This is a genomic window from Photobacterium angustum (genome assembly GCF_002954615.1).
GTDB classification, from domain to species: domain Bacteria; phylum Pseudomonadota; class Gammaproteobacteria; order Enterobacterales; family Vibrionaceae; genus Photobacterium; species Photobacterium angustum_A.
On record NZ_MSCJ01000001.1, the window covers coordinates 231,754 to 251,124 of the forward strand.

Below are 19,371 nucleotides of genomic sequence, written 5' to 3' on the forward strand. Positions count from 1 at the left end.
ACATGTCTGAACGTAAGTTCTTTGGTACTGATGGTATTCGTGGTTTAGTCGGTGAAGCACCGATTACACCTGATTTTGTAATGAAGTTAGGTTGGGCTGCTGGTCGCGTATTATCGCAAACGGGGACTAAAAAAGTCTTAATTGGTAAAGATACCCGTATCTCTGGCTATATGTTGGAGTCTGCTTTAGAAGCAGGCTTAGCAGCAGCAGGTTTAAAGGCCGCATTTACAGGACCAATGCCAACACCAGCAGTTGCTTATCTTACTCGTACGTTCCGAGCAGAAGCTGGTATTGTTATTTCAGCATCTCATAACCCGTATTACGATAACGGTATAAAGTTTTTTTCAGCAAAAGGTACTAAATTACCTGATGATATTGAGCTTGCAATTGAAGCTGAAATGGAAAAACCATTAACCTGTGTAGAATCAGCATTGCTTGGTAAAGCTTATCGTATCGATGATGCCGCTGGACGTTACATTGAATTTTGTAAAGGGACATTTCCAACACATTTAAGCCTTGAAGGTTTTAAAATTATTGTCGATTGCGCTCACGGCGCAACTTACCATATTGCACCTAAAGTTTTTTCTGAGCTTGGCGCTGAAGTTATTGCTATTGGTTGTGAGCCTAACGGTATCAATATTAATGACAAAGTGGGAGCTACGGACGTTGCAGCCTTACAAGCTAAGGTATTAGAAGAACAAGCGGATTTTGGTATCGCACTCGATGGTGATGGCGATCGTGTGATCATGGTTGATGAACTAGGGAATAAAGTTGATGGTGACCAAATAGCCTATATTATTGCTCGTGATGCATTACGCCGTGGCGAGTTAAAAGGTGGTGTTGTTGGTACATTAATGACAAATATGGGCATGGAAGTTGCTCTTAAGAATTTAGGTATTCCATTTGTACGTGCCAAAGTAGGCGATCGTTACGTAATGGAAGAGCTGCAGAAGCATGATTGGTTGATTGGTGCAGAGAACTCTGGCCATGTCATTTTGCTTGATAAAGTGACAACTGGTGATGGTATTGTGGCTGGTCTTCAAGTGATGGCATCAATTGTTGCAAGTAAGATGAGCTTGAAAGAACTTTGTGATGGTATGGTTATGTTCCCTCAAGTACTTGAAAATGTACGTTTCAAAGGAACATCTGATCCACTAAAGTCTGATGCAGTTATTACTGCAACTAAATTAGTTGAAGAAAAGTTAGGTGATAATGGTCGCGTATTGTTACGTAAGTCAGGCACTGAGCCATTAATTCGTGTTATGGTTGAAGGCCAAGATGCGGCTGATGTTCAGCAATATGCTCTTGATATTGCAAAAGCAGTAAAAGAAAACTGCTAATTTGCATTTCGCGATAAATTTCAACTATGAATTTTATCGAATAAATAAGAAGGCAGGGTAGCGGATACTCTGCCTATATTTTTATGTCGACTTCGTTTTGGCTAAATGTTGTGCAAGTGGTGTGGTGTAAAGCGTTTTTCATCAAATATTACTTGTCACTACGATAGGGTTTCGCTAGTATGCAGTCGCTCCTTGGAAGATGGAGTGCGCTGGCCCTGCCTAGAGCAAAGCTGGCATAGCAATTTAACCATAGGTGGAAGCCATGTACGAAATTCTACTTGTGATTTATCTTGTCGCCGCGCTTGGTGTAATTGGCCTAGTTTTGGTACAGCAAGGTAAAGGCGCAGATATGGGAGCCTCATTTGGGGCTGGAGCATCAGGCACATTGTTTGGCTCTAGCGGTTCCGGTAACTTTTTAACCCGAATGACAACAGTTTTAGCTGCAATTTTCTTTGTTATCAGCCTTGTTCTTGGCAACATGAGTGCAAAACAAGCAACAGAGGGAAGTGGTTGGGATAACCTAACTGCACCAGCGACAACACAACCTGTTGTGGAAAAAACAAAAACTGAGAAGGCTCCATCAACGGATGAGATCCCTCAGTAATTAAAGATTTAGCCGAGATGGTGAAATTGGTAGACACGCTAGCATGAGGTGCTAGTGCCGCAAGGTGTAGGGGTTCAAGTCCCCTTCTCGGCACCATTATACTGGTTACTTGAAAAAGTAACGCCCGAACGATATAATCGTTAGAATTCGGACGCGGGGTGGAGCAGCTTGGTAGCTCGTCGGGCTCATAACCCGAAGGTCGTTGGTTCAAATCCAGCCCCCGCAACCACTTTCCTGAAAATAAACTATTCTTAAATGCGAATGTTTGTTTTCTTACTGAGGCAGATTTATTGAGTCTCGGTAATCAGGGTCCAGTAATAAAAAACCCCGTAATTCGGGGTTTTTTATTATCTGAAACATGACCATTCAGGTATCTACTGGGCTTTATGCCCTTTTTTTGTTTCCAGGGGGGTTGTTTTGACAGCTTTAGAGACACAATTAACCGAAATGCTTGAGCCATCAGTATTAGCTTTAGGCTATGAACTGGTAGGTTTAGAGTTCATTCGTGCTGGTGAGCACTCCACACTTCGCGTATTTATTGACCATGAAAATGGTATCAATGTTGATGATTGCGCTGAAGTTAGTCGCCAAATTAGTGCAGTAATGGACGTTGAAGATCCAATTACTGTTGCTTATAACTTGGAAGTATCTTCCCCTGGATTGGAAAGACCACTATTCAAAGCAGCACATTATCAACAGTTTGTTGGCCACGAAGCTAACATAGTGTTAAAAATGGCGATGGGTAACCGTCGTAAGTGGAAAGGTGACATTGTCGCAGTTGAAGGCGAATTGATCACACTTAAAGTAGATGGCAATGAAGAGTCCTTTGCACTGAGCAATATCTCTAAGGCCAACCTGGTTCCAAAATTCTAACCGCTAAATTGGGGCATTAGAAATGAACAAAGAAATTTTGGCTGTCGTAGAAGCGGTATCCAACGAAAAAGCTGTTCCTCGTGAGCGTATTTTTGAAGCATTAGAAATCGCACTTGCAACAGCAACTAAAAAGAAACATGAAGCAGAAATTGATGTACGTGTTGCAATTGATCGTAAAACGGGTGAGTTTGAAACTTTCCGTCGCTGGAAAGCGGTAGAAGAAGTAACTCAACCAACGCTTGAGATCACTCTTGAAGCGGCACAGTTTGAAGATCCGACAATTGTTGCTGGCGATTACGTTGAAGATGATATTGAATCTGTAACGTTTGACCGTATTACGACACAAACTGCAAAACAAGTTATCGTACAAAAAGTACGTGAAGCTGAACGTGCTCAAATTGTTGAGCAATTTATCGATAATGAAGGTGAGTTAATCACTGGTATCGTTAAAAAAGTAAACCGTGATGCGGTTATTATCGATCTAGGTAATAACGCTGAAGCTGTTATCCAACGTGATGATCAGCTTCCACGTGAAAACTTCCGTCCGGGTGACCGTGTACGTGGTCTGCTATACAAAGTTGCGCCAGAAGCGCGTGGCTTCCAGTTATTCATGACACGTTCTAAGCCAGAAATGCTTTCTGAGCTATTCCGTATTGAAGTGCCAGAAATGGGCGAAGAGCTTATTGAACTAATGGGCGCTGCACGCGATCCTGGTTCTCGTGCAAAAATCGCAGTAAAAACTAACGATAAGCGTATTGACCCTGTGGGTGCGTGTGTTGGTATGCGTGGTGCACGTGTTCAAGCGGTTTCTGGTGAGCTTGGCGGCGAGCGTATTGATATCGTGCTTTGGGATGAGAATCCAGCGCAATACGTGATCAATGCTATGGCTCCTGCTGAAGTTGATTCAATCATTGTTGATGAAGATAACCATACGATGGATATCGCAGTGCAGAAAGATAATCTAGCACAAGCGATTGGTCGCAGTGGTCAGAACGTACGTCTAGCCTCTCAACTTACTGGTTGGGAACTAAACGTAATGACGGTTGAAGATCTTCAGAAGAAACACCAAGAAGAAGCGAAAGAGTCAATTGAAGTGTTTACTAAGCACCTAGATATTGATGAAGAGTTCGCAACGGTATTGGTTGAAGAAGGTTTCACTACATTAGAAGAAATTGCTTACGTTCCAGTAAGTGAGCTAATGGATGTTGATGGTCTTGATGAAGAGATTATCGATCAACTACGTAGTCGTGCAAAAGCTGCATTAACTACGCTTGCGCTTGCTAAAGAAGAAACGCTTGACGGTGCTGAGCCAGCTGAAGACTTACTAGGTCTTGAAGGTTTAGAGCGTGAATTGGCGTTCAAATTTGCAGCGAAAGGTATTTGTACGCTTGAAGATCTTGCTGATCAGGGAACTGATGACTTGACCGACATTGAAGGCGTGGACGATGCAAAAGCGGGTGAGCTAATTATGGCTGCGCGTAATATTTGCTGGTTCAGTGACGAAGCGTAATAAAAAATAAAGCAAGGGAGGAGCATTATGTCAGAGGTTACCGTTAAAACATTGGCGGAAGAAATTGGTACGCCAATTGACCGTTTACTTCAACAGCTCTCAGAGGCAGGTATTGCTAAGAAAGCTGATGAAAATGTAAGCCAAACCGAAAAGCAGGCGTTACTTAACCATCTCCAAAAAGAGCATGGAGGTAACAGCAATACTGACGGCGCTCCAAATCGTCTTACTTTGCAACGCAAGACACGCAGTACGCTTAGTGTGTCTGGTAGCGGCGGCAAGAACAAAAATGTTCAAGTAGAAGTGCGTAAAAAGCGCACTTACGTAAAACGTTCAGCGTTGGAAGAGGAACAACGCGCAGCGGAAGAAGCTGTGAAGCGTGAAGCCGAAGAAGCCGCAAAACGTGAAGCGGAAGCTACTGCCAAAAAAGCAGCTGAAGAAGCTGCAAAACGTGAAGCTGAAGAAGCAGCTAAGCGTGCCAAAGAAGAGCAGAGTAAAGCAGAAGAATCTGCAAAACGAGAAGCGGAAGAAAAAGCAAAGCGAGACGCAGAGGAAAAGGCGAATCGTACCAAACAGGATAAGCGTAAAGCTGAAGAGAAAGCTTTACGCGCTGTTGCTGACAAACAGGCTAAACTAGATGCTGAGGCACTACAGCGTCGTCTGGAAGAGGAAGCCAAGCGAAAAGCCGAAGAAGAAAGTCAGCGCCAGCTAGAAGAGGCTCGCAAGATGGCAGAACAGAATGAAAAGAACGGGGTAAAACCTGATCAAAACGTAAGTATGGAAAAATCTGATTACCATACAACGACATCAACTTACGCACGTGCTGCGGAAGATGAACAAGACCGCAAAGAAGAAACTTCTCGCCGTCGTAAGAAGAAAAAACCAGCTGCTAAGCAAGATGAGCGCGGTGGCCGTGGTGGCCGTAACCAACGTGGTCGCGGTAAACCTCAAATGAACAAGCCAAGCTCAATGCAACATGGCTTCGACAAAACAGCGCAAGTTGCTAAGCAAGACGTTGTTATTGGCGAAACAATTGTTGTTTCTGAACTTGCTAACAAGATGTCTGTAAAAGGCGTTGAAGTTATCAAGGTGATGATGAAGATGGGCGCTATGGCGACTATCAACCAAGTTATCGACCAAGAAACAGCAGCACTTGTTGCTGAAGAAATGGGTCACAAAGTTGTTCTACGTAAAGAAAACGAGCTTGAAGAGTCAGTGCTTTCTGATCGTAACGCAGATGACCTAGCAAAAGTTTCTCGCGCTCCTGTTGTAACTATCATGGGTCACGTTGACCACGGTAAAACATCAACACTTGACTACATTCGTAAAGCGCACGTAGCTTCTGGCGAAGCGGGTGGTATTACTCAACACATCGGTGCATACCACGTTGAAACTGACAACGGCATGATCACTTTCCTTGATACTCCTGGACACGCAGCGTTTACTGCTATGCGTGCTCGTGGTGCTCAAGCGACAGATATCGTTGTACTTGTGGTTGCAGCTGACGATGGTGTGATGCCACAAACAATCGAAGCAATCCAGCACGCGAAAGCGGCAGGTGTTCCTTTGATCGTTGCGGTAAACAAGATCGATAAAGAAGATGCTAACCCAGATAACGTTAAAAATGAGCTTGCTCAATACGACGTTATTCCTGAGGAGTGGGGCGGTGAGAACATGTTTGTTCACATCTCTGCGAAACAGGGTACAAACATCGAAGGCTTACTAGAAGCTATTCTACTTCAGTCAGAAGTACTTGAACTAACAGCAGCCTCTGAAGGCATGGCTAAAGGTGTGGTTGTAGAATCACGTCTAGATAAAGGCCGTGGTCCTGTAGCGACTGTTCTTGTTCAAGAAGGTACGCTTCATAAGGGCGATATCGTTCTTTGTGGTCTAGAGTATGGTCGTGTTCGTGCGATGCGTAACGAACTAGGTCAAGAAATCGAAGAAGCGGGTCCATCTATCCCTGTAGAGATCTTAGGTCTTTCAGGCGTACCAGCATCTGGTGACGAAGCGACTGTTGTACGTGACGAGCGTAAAGCACGTGAAGTTGCACTTTACCGTCAAGGTAAATTCCGTGATGTTAAACTAGCTCGCCAGCAGAAAGCGAAACTAGAGAACATGTTCTCTAACATGACAGCTGGTGAAGTTGCAGAGCTTAACGTTGTGCTTAAGGCTGACGTTCAAGGTTCTGTAGAAGCTATCGCAGATTCTCTACGTAAACTTTCTACTGATGAAGTTAAAGTGAACATCGTAGGTTCTGGTGTTGGTGGTATTACTGAAACTGACGCAGTACTTGCAGCAGCTTCTAACGCTATCGTACTTGGTTTCAACGTTCGTGCTGATGCGTCTGCGCGTCGTACTATCGAAAATGAAAACCTAGACTTACGTTACTACTCAATCATTTACCAGCTAATTGACGAAGTTAAAGCGGCAATGGGCGGTATGCTTGCTCCTGAATTCAAGCAAGAGATCATTGGTCTTGCTGAAGTTCGTGACGTATTTAAGTCACCTAAGATCGGCGCAATCGCGGGTTGTTTGGTAACTGAAGGTACTATCAAGCGTAACAACCCTATCCGTGTTCTACGTGATAACGTAGTAATCTACGAAGGTGAGCTTGAGTCACTACGTCGCTTTAAAGATGACGTTAACGAAGTTAAGAACGGCTACGAATGTGGTATCGGCGTTAAGAACTACAATGATGTTCGCGTTGGTGACCAGATCGAAGTTTACGAAATTGTTGAAATTCAGCGTACTCTTGATTAATTATCAACGTCGCTAACTGATTCAACAACATGATTATGGGGAGCTTCGGCTCCCCATTCTTTCAAGAGCCCTATTCTTAGAGAGAGCAACAAAATGGCAAAAGAATTTAGCCGTACCCAACGTGTAGCACAGCAGCTACAAAAAGAATTAGCTGTAATTCTACAGCGTGAAATCAAAGATCCAGCGATCGCAATGACAACGATTTCAAGCGTTGATGTATCACGTGATATGAATTACGCCAAAATCTATGTGACGTTTTTCCCAATCGGTGAGCAAACTGCTGAAGGTAGCCTAGAAGCATTACGTGAAATGGCGCCTTACATTCGTTCACTATTAGGTAAAGAGATCCGTTTACGTGTAACCCCTGAGCTGAACTTTATTTTTGATCAGTCTCTAACAGAAGGTATGCGTATTTCAAACCTAGTATCGAAAGCGGTACGTGACGATGAAGATCGTCGTGGTGATGAAGACGAAGAGAAAGGCGAGGAGTAAGCATGGCACGTCGTCGTAAAGGTCGCCCAATTAACGGTGTCATTTTAGTTGATAAGCCTACGGGAATTAGTTCAAACGATACCTTACAGAAAGTAAAACGTATCTTTTTTGCTCAAAAGGCGGGCCATACTGGTGCGCTTGATCCTTTGGCGACGGGTATGCTGCCCATCTGTTTTGGTGAAGCAACAAAGTTCTCTCAGTTCTTGTTAGATTCTGATAAACGCTATCGTGTGATCGCAAAGCTGGGCGAACGTACAGATACTTCTGATTCTGACGGTGAAGTGGTAGAAACACGTGATGTAAACGTTAATCGTGAGCAACTCGAAGCGTGTATTGATAAGTTCCGCGGTACAACTGATCAGATCCCATCGATGTATTCTGCGCTGAAGTACAAAGGGCGTAAATTATACGAATATGCGCGTGAAGGCGTCGAGGTTCCTCGTGAATCACGAAAAATCACTGTTTATTCTGTTGATTTACTGCGTTTTGATAATGATGAAGTTGAAATGGAACTTCATGTATCAAAAGGTACTTATATTCGTACTATTGTTGATGATCTTGGCGAAATGTTAGGTTGTGGTGCTCACGTCATTATGTTGCGTCGTACAGGCGTTTCTAACTTCCCGTACGAACGCATGGTTACTATTGAGCAGTTACAAGCGATGCTTGATGATGCAAAAGCCAATGAGATAGAGCCAGGCTCTGTGTTGGACGCCTTATTGCTACCAACCGATACTGCTGTACAAGATTTGCCTGAAGTGAATATCAGTGCTGAGATTGCGGTGCATGTGCTTAATGGTAATCCGGTATATGCTGACAATGTTCCTGCAAAAGGGACGTTAGTACGCATTTCTGTTGGTTCTGAGCGTGAGTTTATTGGTGTGGGTACTATCGATCTCAAAGGTATGCTAGCGCCAAAACGCGTGATGGCGAATGAACATCAGCAAGATTAATTGACAATTGTAGAAGCATTCACTGCTTTGTTTTAAATGAATGCAATTAAGACTTCTATTTATTGTTTATTATTGCCGTGGTTACTAATTATTCGCTTGTAGTTCTCTATATCGATCAGTATAATCCGCGGCTTGGGTGCCGGCTGAATCAGAGATTGGCGGCACAAATTAAAACATCTTTGTATTAGGAATGAGTTATGTCTCTGAATGCAGAAACTAAAGCAGCAATCGTTGCAGAATACGCACAATGTGAAAATGATACTGGTTCTCCTGAAGTTCAGGTTGCACTTTTAACAGCGCAAATCAACCACCTTCAAGGTCACTTTGCTAACCACAAACACGACCACCACAGCCGTCGCGGTCTGCTACGTATGGTTTCTCGTCGTCGTAAGCTTCTAGATTACCTAAAAGGTAAGAACCTAGATCGTTACCAAGACCTAATCAAGCGTCTAGGCCTACGTCGCTAAGATTGCTTTTAGAAAGGAGCCTAATGGCTCCTTTCTTTTTGTTTTAAAAAAGATAATACATACCGCAGTTTATATTTTTCCTTCTGTTATTTTCCTCAATTTCGTCTACTATCTGTACCGAAGTTAATCTTATGTTTGTTGTATGCATGCTAAGGCAGGAATATGATGGATAAAAAGAGATGCTGTAGTTAATCCCATTTTTATGTATCACGAGTCGTTTTCGTCGACCTTTAGGTCGCGGCTAATAAAATACCTCATCATGATGAGATATTTCCTTAGTCGCGATACGTGAAATTACATGAAAGTGAATATCATCACATGACGCTGTTGTTTGTCTTAGTTATAATTAGCAGGCAAATAGAAAGCGGAATATATTTAAGGAAATTCACGTGAATCCTATCGTAAAGACTTTCCAGTACGGTAACCACACGGTTACTCTAGAAACTGGTGTTATGGCACGTCAAGCGACTGCTGCAGTAATGGTTAGCATGGACGACACTTCTGTGTTCGTTTCTGTTGTTGGTAAGAAAACAGCAGTAGAAGGTCAAGACTTCTTCCCACTAACAGTGAACTACCAAGAGCGTACTTACGCTGCTGGTAAAATCCCTGGTGGTTTCTTCAAGCGCGAAGGTCGCCCTTCTGAAGGCGAAACTCTAACTGCACGTCTAATTGACCGTCCAATCCGCCCACTATTCCCTGACGATTTCAAAAACGAAGTTCAAGTTATCGCTACTGTGGTTTCTGTTAACCCTGCAGTAAGCCCTGACATCGTAACTATGATCGGTACATCTGCAGCACTTGCTATTTCTGGTATTCCATTTAATGGTCCTATCGGTGCGGCACGTGTTGGTTACATCAACGATCAATTCGTACTTAACCCAAGTAATGTTGAGCTAGAAGAAAGCCGTCTAGATCTTGTTGTTGCTGGTACGAAAGATGCTGTACTAATGGTTGAGTCAGAAGCTGACCGTCTATCTGAAGAGCAAATGCTACAAGCTGTTGTATTTGGTCATGACCAACAACAAGTTGCTATCAATGCAATCAACGAGTTTGCTGCTGAAGTGGCAACGCCAGCTTGGGATTGGGTTGCTCCTCAAGAGAACACAGCACTTAAAAATAAGATCGCAGAGCTTGCTGAAGCTAAGCTTGTTGATGCTTACCAAATCACTGAGAAAATGGCTCGTTACGACCGCATTCATGAGATTGCTGGTGAAGTTAACGATGCAATTCTTGCTGAAGATGCAGAAGCAAATACAAAAGAAATCCACACTATCTTCCACGATCTAGAGAAGACAGTTGTACGTGGTCGCATTATTGCGGGTAATCCACGTATTGATGGTCGTGAAAAAGACATGGTTCGTGCGTTAGATGTACGTACTGGTGTACTTCCACGTACTCACGGTTCTTCACTATTTACTCGTGGTGAAACTCAGGCACTTGTTACTGCAACATTGGGTACACAACGTGACGCACAGATCATCGATGGTCTAACTGGTGAGACGAAAGATCACTTCCTACTACACTACAACTTCCCTCCATACTGTGTAGGTGAGACTGGTTTTGTAGGTTCGCCTAAGCGTCGTGAAATTGGTCACGGTAAACTGGCTAAGCGTGGTATTGCTGCTGTAATGCCATCTGTAGACGAATTCCCATACACAGTACGTGTAGTATCAGAAATCACTGAATCTAACGGTTCATCTTCAATGGCTTCTGTATGTGGTACGTCTCTTGCTCTTATGGACGCTGGTGTGCCAATTAAAGCGTCTGTTGCAGGTATCGCAATGGGTCTTGTTAAAGAAGGCGACGATTTCGTTGTTCTTTCTGACATCCTTGGTGACGAAGACCACCTAGGTGATATGGACTTTAAAGTAGCAGGTACTGATGACGGTATTACTGCACTTCAAATGGATATCAAGATCGAAGGTATCACTAAAGAGATCATGCAGATTGCTCTTAACCAAGCTAAAGGCGCGCGTAAGCACATCCTTAGCGTAATGGATAACGCAATCAATACTCCACGTGAAGATATCTCTCAGTTCGCTCCTCGTATCCATACGATGAAGATCAACCCTGAGAAGATCAAAGATGTTATCGGTAAAGGTGGTGCTGTTATTCGTGCACTTACTGAAGAAACTGGTACTACAATCGAGATCGAAGATGATGGCACAGTGAAGATCGCTGCGACTGAAGGTACTGCTGCGAAAGAAGCAATCCGTCGTATCGAAGAAATCACAGCTGACGTTGAAGTAGGTCGTATCTACACAGGTAAAGTAATGCGTATCGTTGATTTCGGTGCGTTTGTATCTGTGATTGGTACTAAAGAAGGTCTAGTACACATTTCTCAAATCTCACAAGATCGTGTAGAGAAAGTGTCTGACTACCTACAAATGGGTCAAGAAGTTCAAGTTAAAGTGCTAGAAATCGACCGTCAAGGCCGTATCCGTCTAAGCATGAAAGAAGCAGTTGAAACACCAGCTGCTGAAGCGCCAGCTCAAAACGAACAGCCTCAAGGCTAAGTTTTTTGCTAAAAGCATGATATAAAGGGGCTATCTAGCCCCTTTTTGTTATCTAAAAAACATCATGCAGTGTTCTATGGTGTAGAGTAATACAATAGGACTGTGATTATTAAGCCTTAGGGAGAAGTGCTTTGATAGCAACTCGCTTTAAATTTGCCGTTATGACTGTAGCTATGATGCTAACAGGCTGTTCGGCTATGCCAACAAAGTGGACTCATCCACCGATGGCTATTCCATTCCAGCCAACTTTACAGCAGCAAATTCAATTAGCTCGCATTGATCAAATTTTGCAGCGAGACGATATTCCACAGGCAACATTAGCGAAAATATATTACGAGCGTGGGCTAGTTAATGACAGCTTAGGGTTACGTGATTTAGCGCGATTAGATTTTAATAAATCTCTCACTTTAGAGCCGAACCAACCCGATTTATATAATGTGTTAGGGGTCTATTTTACCCAAATGGCACATTTTGATGCAGCTTATGAAGCGTTTGATTCTACCTTAGAGTTAGCACCTAACCATCTTTATGCTCAACGTAATCGCGGTATTGCCCTGTACTACGGTGAGCGCTATGAATTAGCGAATCAAGATCTTTTGCCTCATTACGAACAGGATCATAATGATCCGTATCGCGTGATCTGGCTATACCTTAATGATGTTGAATTAAGCCCAGAGAAAGCTCAAGCTCAATTAAAACAGCGCTATGATGCCAGTGATAAAAAAGCGTGGGGATGGCAATTGGTACGTCTGTTTTTAGGGCAAATTACAGAGCGAGAATTACTCAGTGATATTGCACAGCAGAGCGAAAATAACGATCAACTTGCTGAACATTTAACAGAAGCGTATTTTTATCTCGGTAAGCTACATCAGAACAATCAGGATTATTCTACTGCGGTAATGCTCTATAAATTGGCGTTAGCGGGGAATGTGTATGAGTTTATCGAACACCGATTGTCGCTCCTTGAGCTCAGTCGATTATACTCTGCGTATCAAGATCAATCCCCTGATACACAAAATGAAGAAACCGTCCCAGTAGTCCCTGGGGGATAAAAAGAAAAGCCGCATTAGCGGCTTTTCTTATTTAAATAATTACTCGCTGATGTTCAATCCAGCTAAGCTATGCCAATAACCATTACATTGATGGCTATCCTCTAGTTGATGACGAGTTGCACTTTGTTCATTAGCACGGAAATCATCCACTAAAGATAATGTATCAAGACCCAGTGGACTTAAACGCACGACATCAACGATATCAGCCATACCCTTAAGATCGTTTATTAGGTTATAGCAGAAGCCTGATTGAGTCTGAATACCATTTAGGGTAAAGACTTTTTGGTTTTCTTGGCTATTGACCGTTATCCCTTGTGGATACTTGATACAGCAGGTTTCACAGTCATCTTTGGCGCGATTTTCTGCGCGAGCGGTAAAGCAACGGGCAGAATACGCTAACGGTAGATAGCCATAGCTAAACACTTCCGTTTCAAATTTATTGCGAATGCCAAGTTTTTCACATTCAATTAAGGTGTTATTTAACCATTCACGTGATAACTCAACTGGCATACACCAGCGGGTCATACCTTGTTTTAAAAACAGGTTTAATGTTTGGGCGTTATAACAGTTAACCGCAGGACCAACGACAAAAGGAATTTTTGCTTCAGAGGCTAATTGAATCGCAGAGACGTCGTTAGCTTCAATGATAAAATCACCATTATCGATGTACTTTTTCATGATGTTCACTTCGCTTGGCGCTTCGAGTAGCGCCATTGTCGATAGCACGACTTGTTTTCCACTATCGGCAATATCTTTCGCGATATCTAACCATTGTGCAGGCTTTAGCTCACGACGTTTTGAACACACACTTTCGCCTAAATAAATGATATCAACATTGCTGCTTTTTGCTTGTTGGTAAAACGCTTCAACATCATTTTTAGGCCAGAAGTAAAGTAATGGGCCAAGAGAATATTTCATGGTTTGGCTCCTATTGCCATTTACGGTGATAAGCACCGAGTGTGGTTTGTTTACCTTCTGATACATTACCAAGACATGCATTCCAAGCTGGATTTACTTGGTAGCCTTCTGGGTTAGCTAAATAGTGATCAATCGCTGCACGCCATGTACGGGTGACCTGTTCAACATAAGCAGGACTACGCTGACGACCTTCAATTTTTACTGATGCAATATTAGCTTTAAATAGCTCAGGAAGAATCTCAAGGGTATTTAGGCTCGTTGGCTCTTCAAGGGCATGATAGCGTTTGTTCTCACCATCGATGTTGATATCAAAGCGACCTTTACAAAGTGTAGGGTAGCCAGCGTTTTCACCATGGCCATAGCGGTCAATAAGTACTTCGTTTAAGCGAGACTCCAAGCCTTGTGGCGTTTCTTGCCAACGGACAAATTTGGCTGGTGAACAAGCGCCTACAGTATTAGGGGATTCACCGGTCATGTAAGACGATAAGTAGCAACGTCCTTCTGACATAATACATAGGCTACCAAAAGCAAAGACTTCAAGCTCCATATCCGTATTACGTGCCAGCTGTTTTACTTGGTGAATAGATAAAACGCGTGGTAATACGACGCGTTTTATATTGAAATTTTGTTTATAAAAATCAATGGCTGCAGTGTTAGTTGCTGAAGCTTGTACTGATAGGTGAAGTTCTAAATCTGGATACGTCGTAGCGGCATATTCAAGCACTGCAATATCAGCGACAATCAGCGCATCAACCCCCATAGCAGCTGCATTATCTACCGCTTTTGTCCAGCGGTTGAAACCATCGGGATGGGCAAAGGTGTTGAGTGCAACATGTAATTTACGGTCGTGATCTTTTACGTACTGTACGGCTTTTTCGAGTTTACGGCCTGTAAAGTTTAAACCGGCAAAATGGCGGGCGTTAGTATCATCCTTGAAACCGATATAAACGGCATCTGCACCATTATCAATTGCGGTTTTTAAGGCTGGAAGGTTACCAGCGGGGCAGAGAAGCTCCATTATTTTTTATCATCCAGTCTTTGAATAAAATTATGACCTTTGATACTAAAATTCTTTATCTTATGGTGCTTTGATTTTAGGCAGGTTTTCGTTGTTTTTATTAATAAAAAGGAGCCTTATCGCTCCTTTTTTGTGGTGTTTTTGACTCATTTGTTTTGCAATAAAATGGCTTCTAATTCATGCTTTGGCATGGGGCGATAGAAGTGGAAACCTTGGATATAATCACAATTTAAATTAGATAGCAGTGTGGCTTGTTGACGGGTTTCAATCCCTTCGGCGACAACACTCATTTTTAGTGATTTACCTAAGTTGATGATGTTTTCAATCAAGGTTACCTGTTTGGGAATAGTGTCGATATCTTGAATAAACGCGCGATCCACTTTAAGTTCATCTAAGGGAAAACGTGCAAGATAAGAGAGCGATGAATATCCAGTGCCAAAGTCATCAATCGACAGTGCAAAGCCAAGTTGCTTAATGGCATTGAGCATTTGGATGGTGTGTTCACCATCACTCATTACCGCACTTTCTGTCAGTTCAAAGGTAATGTCTGCTGGGTTGATATCTGTTGATAAACGTAATTTATCAACAAAGTTAATTAAGCCTGAATTACCAAACTGTTGCGGCGATAAGTTAATTGCGACTCGTCCTGTTAGCAGTTTACGTTTTTTCCACTGACTGACGGTGGTGAAGACTTCACGCATGACCGCGCAGCCTAATTGTTCAATTAAGCCAGAGCTTTCTGCGACAGGAATAAATTGAGCAGGGCTAATATAGCCTTCTACAGGGTGCTTCCAACGTACTAACGCTTCTGCGCCGTCAATCGCAAAGTCACGGGCATTAACTTTTGGTTGATACCAGACTTCAAGACCATTATTTTGCAGCGCTTTTTGTAACTCTATTTCCAGCCATAAACGCATTCTCGCTTCTTTGCTCATGGCATCATTAAATTCAACTAAGCGGTTTCGACCTCGATGTTTCGCTTCATACATGGCGGTATCGGCATTTTGTAGCATCATGCGCGCATCATTACCGTGTCCTGGAGAGGTGACCATTCCAATTGAGCAGGCTAAGTGCTTTCTAAAATGACGTAGCTCAAACGGTTGATTAACCAGCGCTATGATTTGCTCTGAAATAATCTCGCCAGTGCGTTCATGCTCAGGGTTTGGTAATAGGATCGCAAACTCATCACCGCTTAAATAGCCCAAAATGGCCGTTTCAGGCAGTAATCGACGTAAGCGTTGTGCAATTTCTTGTAGCACTTTATCGCCAATATGGTGACCGAGTGAATCATTGATATTTTTAAAGTTATCAATATCAATATAGAGCATCACAACAGGCGTTTCTGCTTTCATCAGTTGGTCTAATTGACGAGTAAAACCGTGACGATTGAGTAAGCCTGTTAATGGGTCCATTTGTACTAGCTGTTCAATTTGCCCTTGTTGGCGCTTATTGTCTTTTTCTTGGATGGTTTCGAGTTTCACCAGTAAGGCTTCAGTACCCATTTGTTTAACAGGAGAGATGGTCAGCTTTAAAGGTTTAGTCTGTTCGTTATGAATAATCGGAAAGTAATTTATTGTCTCTTTATTATCATTATTTTTTAAGCGGTGACTGGTGCAAGGCTGTTTCTGATTATCGTGCAGTAGCTGATCCAGTGGACGACCCAGCAGTTCCTTTTTTGAATGTAAACCAAGTTGTATCGCTGCTTGATCATTAGCATTAATAATAATGTTATTTTCAACTAAACAAATGCCTTCAGTGATCAAGTTATTCAATTGTGTTAACTGATGTTCTGTCTCTTCTAATGAATGGATCAGGATTTGACGTTCAGAAGTATCAATTGAATGTAGAATAATATGTTGGACTGCGCCGTTGCTATCTAATAATGGAGCAAGACTAAAATGTAGACTTGATTCATATCGGCTATCGTTAAGCACGACTTCAGCCTCAATACTCTCGCCATTAAATGCACGTTCATAGTAAGGTTTAAGGGAGTGATAATAATGTTGACCTAAGACATTGGTGTCGTTATTGCCGAGTAATTCTTCTCGCTCAAGGCCACTGATTTCACTAAAGCGATTATTCACCGCGTGATAGTTATGTTGGCGATCAAGGATGGCAAAAAAGAAGGGGCTATTATCCGTCAGCAAAGGAAACCAATAATCTAGTTGCTCTGTTGGCATGTCGTCACCATTCTCCATAATTTGTGCAGATATGTGCATTGCTGAATAGTAGGCAATCGTATTTTTACTTATTTCTGTACTCTAACTCGAATATGCCCAACATAGCGAAAATTATTATCAACTTTGCTGAAACAGAAGCATTTTTTTTGACTCAAGGCATAAAACGAAATAGCGATCTTGCCATACAATCGAAGACTAAGTGCGATTTTAAACAGGAATAAATCATAGTGATTGCTCAACTTCGAAAACAACTAGTTCAACACGGTCCTTCATTGCTACGTGTACCTGCCAAACTGACACCCTTTTCACTTCAGAAAAAAGTGATGTTGGATGGCTTAGCTATGGTTTTCAAAGAGGCACTAGAGGATGGTGATTTTGAGTTTTTAGAAGATCGTTGGCTTAAAGTGGAAGTGCGGGATTTAGGCTTACAGTGGTTTATAAGTTACGAAGATGAAAAGTTAGTTGTAGCAGAATCTTGTGAACAAGAAGATGTGAGTTTCAGTGGTGAGTGTAATGATTTAGTACTTATTGCTGCACGTAAGGAAGATCCTGATACACTGTTCTTCCAACGTCGTCTTCGAATTGAAGGGGATACTGAGCTAGGACTAGAAGTTAAAAACTTGATGGATAGTATCGATCTTGATTCTTTACCTGCTCCTGTGAAATTTATTTTGCAGCAATCTGCCGATTTCATTCATCAAGGTATGCATGATCGCAGTGCTGCCCAAGAGGCCTTAAATGCTCATTAGATCCGAAGCTCCCGCTGATATCTTAACTATTGATACGCTATTAAAAGCCGTATTTCCCACTGATGCTGAAGCTAAACTTGTTATGGCATTACGCGAAAATGGAAATCGAACCTTATCGCTGGTGGCGTGTAATGATGAAGGTGAAGTGGTGGGTTATGCTTTTTTTAGCCCTGTAACGGTTGATGGTGTTGACACCAATTGGCAAGGCCTTGCGCCTTTAGCGGTTCGTGATGATTACCAAAATCAGGGAATTGGTTTGACGTTGCTTGAAGAAGCAAAAAGTGTACTCGCTGATTTTGACTACCCCGTTATAGTGGCGGTGGGGAATCCTGAATATTATGAAAAAGCGGGCTTTACAAAAGCCGTATTTCATCAACTAACCGCTACTTTGCCTGATACAGAAAATACGTTTATGGTTTATGAAGTTCTTCCTGAATCAGTCGCACAATATCAAGGTAAGGTTGAATACTGTAACGAATTTAACTCACTATAAATACAAATATTACGTATTTATTGATTAATGTTTTAACGTCTGACAATGAAAGCACAGTCATATCACGCTGTGCTTTTTATGTTTAAAATCATTAGTATTGAGAAGTAAGATATCTAATTTCTACATATAGCTAATTACTACATCGTGATAATTTGTTACTCATATAAATATAATTAGGACTGTCACCGATGATCCCTCGCAGCATCACATCGCCAAAAAAATTCATTATTGGTCAAGATTTACTTTCTCAACTTGATGTTTTTATAAAAGACTTTGGCAATAATGCCTTATTGATTTGTGATGATTTCATTTTAGAACGCGTTCAACAAGAAGCGGTGCCTTGTTTAGAACTTGCGGGGATCAAGGCATGTTGCGAGAAATTTCAGTATGAATGTACTGATAACGAAATTGAACGTTTACGTAAGATAGTAACAACACAAAATGCAAATGTTGTTGTTGGTATTGGTGGCGGTAAAACCATGGATGTGGCGAAAGCCGTTGCGCATTATGGCAATGCATCTGTGGTGATCTTCCCTACAATAGCCTCAAGTGATGCTCCTTGTACCGCCGTGTCTGTTATTTATAAAGAGAGCGGTGAATTTGATCGTTACTTGTTATTACCGCAAAACCCTGATGTGGTATTAGCAGATACTCGTATTATTGCTCAAGCACCGGAAAAATATTTTGCCGCGGGTATTGGTGATGCACTAGCGACCTTTTTTGAAACGCGTGCTTGTTGTTATGCTGCAGGACTCAATCTGGTACAAAAACGTGTGTCACGTACCGGACTTGGTATGGCTCTTATGTGTTATGAGCTGATTGTAGATAACGTTGAAATGGCAATGGAAGCCTTACGTCGTCAGGAAGTCACACCAGCATTAGAAGAGATGGTAGAAGCCATTGTGTATTTAAGTGGTGTGGCGGCAGAATCTGGCGGTATTGCGTGTGCACATGCGATTTGTAATGGCATGTCGTCACTTGAGAAATTTAAACATATTCAACATGGTGAAAAAGTAGCATTTGGCTTATTAGTACAATTGGTACTAGAGAAAGCCGATATTGAAGAAATAGAGAATGTTATTTACGTGATCAAAATGGCAGGGTTACCACTTACATTGGCTGATTTTGGTATTGATGAATGGGTTGAAGATGATTGGCGTCAGATTGTTGATATTGCATGTTCTCCAAGTAACTCAATGAGTAATATGCCTGTTGCTGTGAGTGCAGAGCAAGTATACCAAGCGGTAATTGCGGCCAATGAATTAGCACAGCGTTATCACGATTAAGTTGATTTTATGTGAGAGAAATACCGGCCTTGAGTCGGTATTTTTTTATCTCTGCTTTGAGTAAGACTTTATGAGTACAACCGATACGTAATTTGGTAGGATCTGCGCTCATTGATCCTCATAGCGTGCTCAAGACATGCTGTGATTGATAGAAAAGATA

Annotated in this window: 16 protein-coding genes and 2 tRNA genes; 15 read left to right on the forward strand and 3 right to left on the reverse strand. The window is 42.2% G+C overall.

The genetic code is table 11. The features are described from left to right. The first annotated feature begins 2 nt into the window (after positions 1-2). The 12 genes from glmM (at position 3) to nlpI (ending at position 12,567) form a co-directional block, all read left to right on the forward strand. The gene (gene glmM / locus BTO08_RS00955; protein WP_105059536.1) at positions 3-1,340 is read left to right on the forward strand and encodes a phosphoglucosamine mutase; all 1,338 of its coding nucleotides are present in this window, start codon (positions 3-5) and stop codon (positions 1,338-1,340) included. A gap of 262 nt (positions 1,341-1,602) precedes the next feature. Further along, positions 1,603-1,944: a preprotein translocase subunit SecG gene (gene secG, locus BTO08_RS00960; RefSeq protein WP_005369550.1), complete on the forward strand. Its 342-nt coding sequence runs from the start codon at positions 1,603-1,605 to the stop codon at positions 1,942-1,944. Positions 1,945-1,955: 11 nt separating this feature from the next. Then, a tRNA-Leu gene (locus BTO08_RS00965) sits at positions 1,956-2,040 on the forward strand. Between the two features lie 56 nt (positions 2,041-2,096). Continuing rightward, a tRNA-Met gene (locus BTO08_RS00970) sits at positions 2,097-2,173 on the forward strand. 188 nt (positions 2,174-2,361) lie between these two features. Further along, complete coding sequence (gene rimP, locus BTO08_RS00975; protein ID WP_005369547.1) at positions 2,362-2,817, forward strand: ribosome maturation factor RimP; 456 nt, start codon at positions 2,362-2,364, stop codon at positions 2,815-2,817. 22 nt (positions 2,818-2,839) lie between these two features. Further along, positions 2,840-4,327: a transcription termination factor NusA gene (gene nusA, locus BTO08_RS00980; protein ID WP_045130296.1), complete on the forward strand. Its 1,488-nt coding sequence runs from the start codon at positions 2,840-2,842 to the stop codon at positions 4,325-4,327. A gap of 27 nt (positions 4,328-4,354) precedes the next feature. Beyond that, positions 4,355-7,087, forward strand: a complete 2,733-nt coding sequence (gene infB / locus BTO08_RS00985) for a translation initiation factor IF-2 (protein WP_105059537.1) — start codon at positions 4,355-4,357, stop codon at positions 7,085-7,087. Between the two features lie 93 nt (positions 7,088-7,180). After that, entirely contained in the window at positions 7,181-7,579 is a 399-nt protein-coding gene (gene rbfA, locus BTO08_RS00990) for a 30S ribosome-binding factor RbfA (protein WP_105059538.1), read from the forward strand. 2 nt (positions 7,580-7,581) lie between these two features. Then, entirely contained in the window at positions 7,582-8,532 is a 951-nt protein-coding gene (truB, locus tag BTO08_RS00995) for a tRNA pseudouridine(55) synthase TruB (RefSeq protein WP_105059539.1), read from the forward strand. 197 nt (positions 8,533-8,729) lie between these two features. Then, entirely contained in the window at positions 8,730-8,999 is a 270-nt protein-coding gene (rpsO, locus tag BTO08_RS01000) for a 30S ribosomal protein S15 (protein ID WP_005369538.1), read from the forward strand. A gap of 389 nt (positions 9,000-9,388) precedes the next feature. After that, positions 9,389-11,515: a polyribonucleotide nucleotidyltransferase gene (pnp, locus tag BTO08_RS01005; RefSeq protein ID WP_369917577.1), complete on the forward strand. Its 2,127-nt coding sequence runs from the start codon at positions 9,389-9,391 to the stop codon at positions 11,513-11,515. 131 nt (positions 11,516-11,646) lie between these two features. Next, positions 11,647-12,567: a lipoprotein NlpI gene (nlpI, locus tag BTO08_RS01010; protein ID WP_105059541.1), complete on the forward strand. Its 921-nt coding sequence runs from the start codon at positions 11,647-11,649 to the stop codon at positions 12,565-12,567. Positions 12,568-12,606: 39 nt separating this feature from the next. On the opposite strand, the gene BTO08_RS01015 is transcribed toward nlpI, so the two are convergent. The 3 genes from BTO08_RS01015 to BTO08_RS01025 all read right to left on the reverse strand — a co-directional run bounded on the left by BTO08_RS01015 (position 12,607) and on the right by BTO08_RS01025 (position 16,683). After that, positions 12,607-13,485: a U32 family peptidase gene (locus BTO08_RS01015; protein ID WP_105059542.1), complete on the reverse strand. Its 879-nt coding sequence runs from the start codon at positions 13,483-13,485 to the stop codon at positions 12,607-12,609. Positions 13,486-13,495: 10 nt separating this feature from the next. Further along, complete coding sequence (gene ubiU / locus BTO08_RS01020; RefSeq protein WP_045130299.1) at positions 13,496-14,503, reverse strand: ubiquinone anaerobic biosynthesis protein UbiU; 1,008 nt, start codon at positions 14,501-14,503, stop codon at positions 13,496-13,498. Positions 14,504-14,649: 146 nt separating this feature from the next. Further along, positions 14,650-16,683, reverse strand: a complete 2,034-nt coding sequence (locus BTO08_RS01025) for a sensor domain-containing protein (protein WP_198038395.1) — start codon at positions 16,681-16,683, stop codon at positions 14,650-14,652. Positions 16,684-16,910: 227 nt separating this feature from the next. Here BTO08_RS01025 and ubiT point away from each other — a divergent pair, with 227 nt between their 5' ends. The 3 genes from ubiT (at position 16,911) to BTO08_RS01040 (ending at position 19,211) form a co-directional block, all read left to right on the forward strand. Then, positions 16,911-17,432, forward strand: coding sequence for a ubiquinone anaerobic biosynthesis accessory factor UbiT (gene ubiT / locus BTO08_RS01030; protein ID WP_045132398.1), 522 nt, complete (start codon positions 16,911-16,913; stop codon positions 17,430-17,432). Next, positions 17,422-17,925, forward strand: a complete 504-nt coding sequence (locus BTO08_RS01035) for a GNAT family N-acetyltransferase (protein ID WP_105059544.1) — start codon at positions 17,422-17,424, stop codon at positions 17,923-17,925. Before ubiT ends, BTO08_RS01035 begins: the two co-directional genes overlap by 11 nt. Before the next feature lie 188 nt (positions 17,926-18,113). Next, the gene (locus tag BTO08_RS01040) at positions 18,114-19,211 is read left to right on the forward strand and encodes a glycerol dehydrogenase (RefSeq protein WP_105059545.1); all 1,098 of its coding nucleotides are present in this window, start codon (positions 18,114-18,116) and stop codon (positions 19,209-19,211) included. Positions 19,212-19,371: the final 160 nt, after the last annotated feature.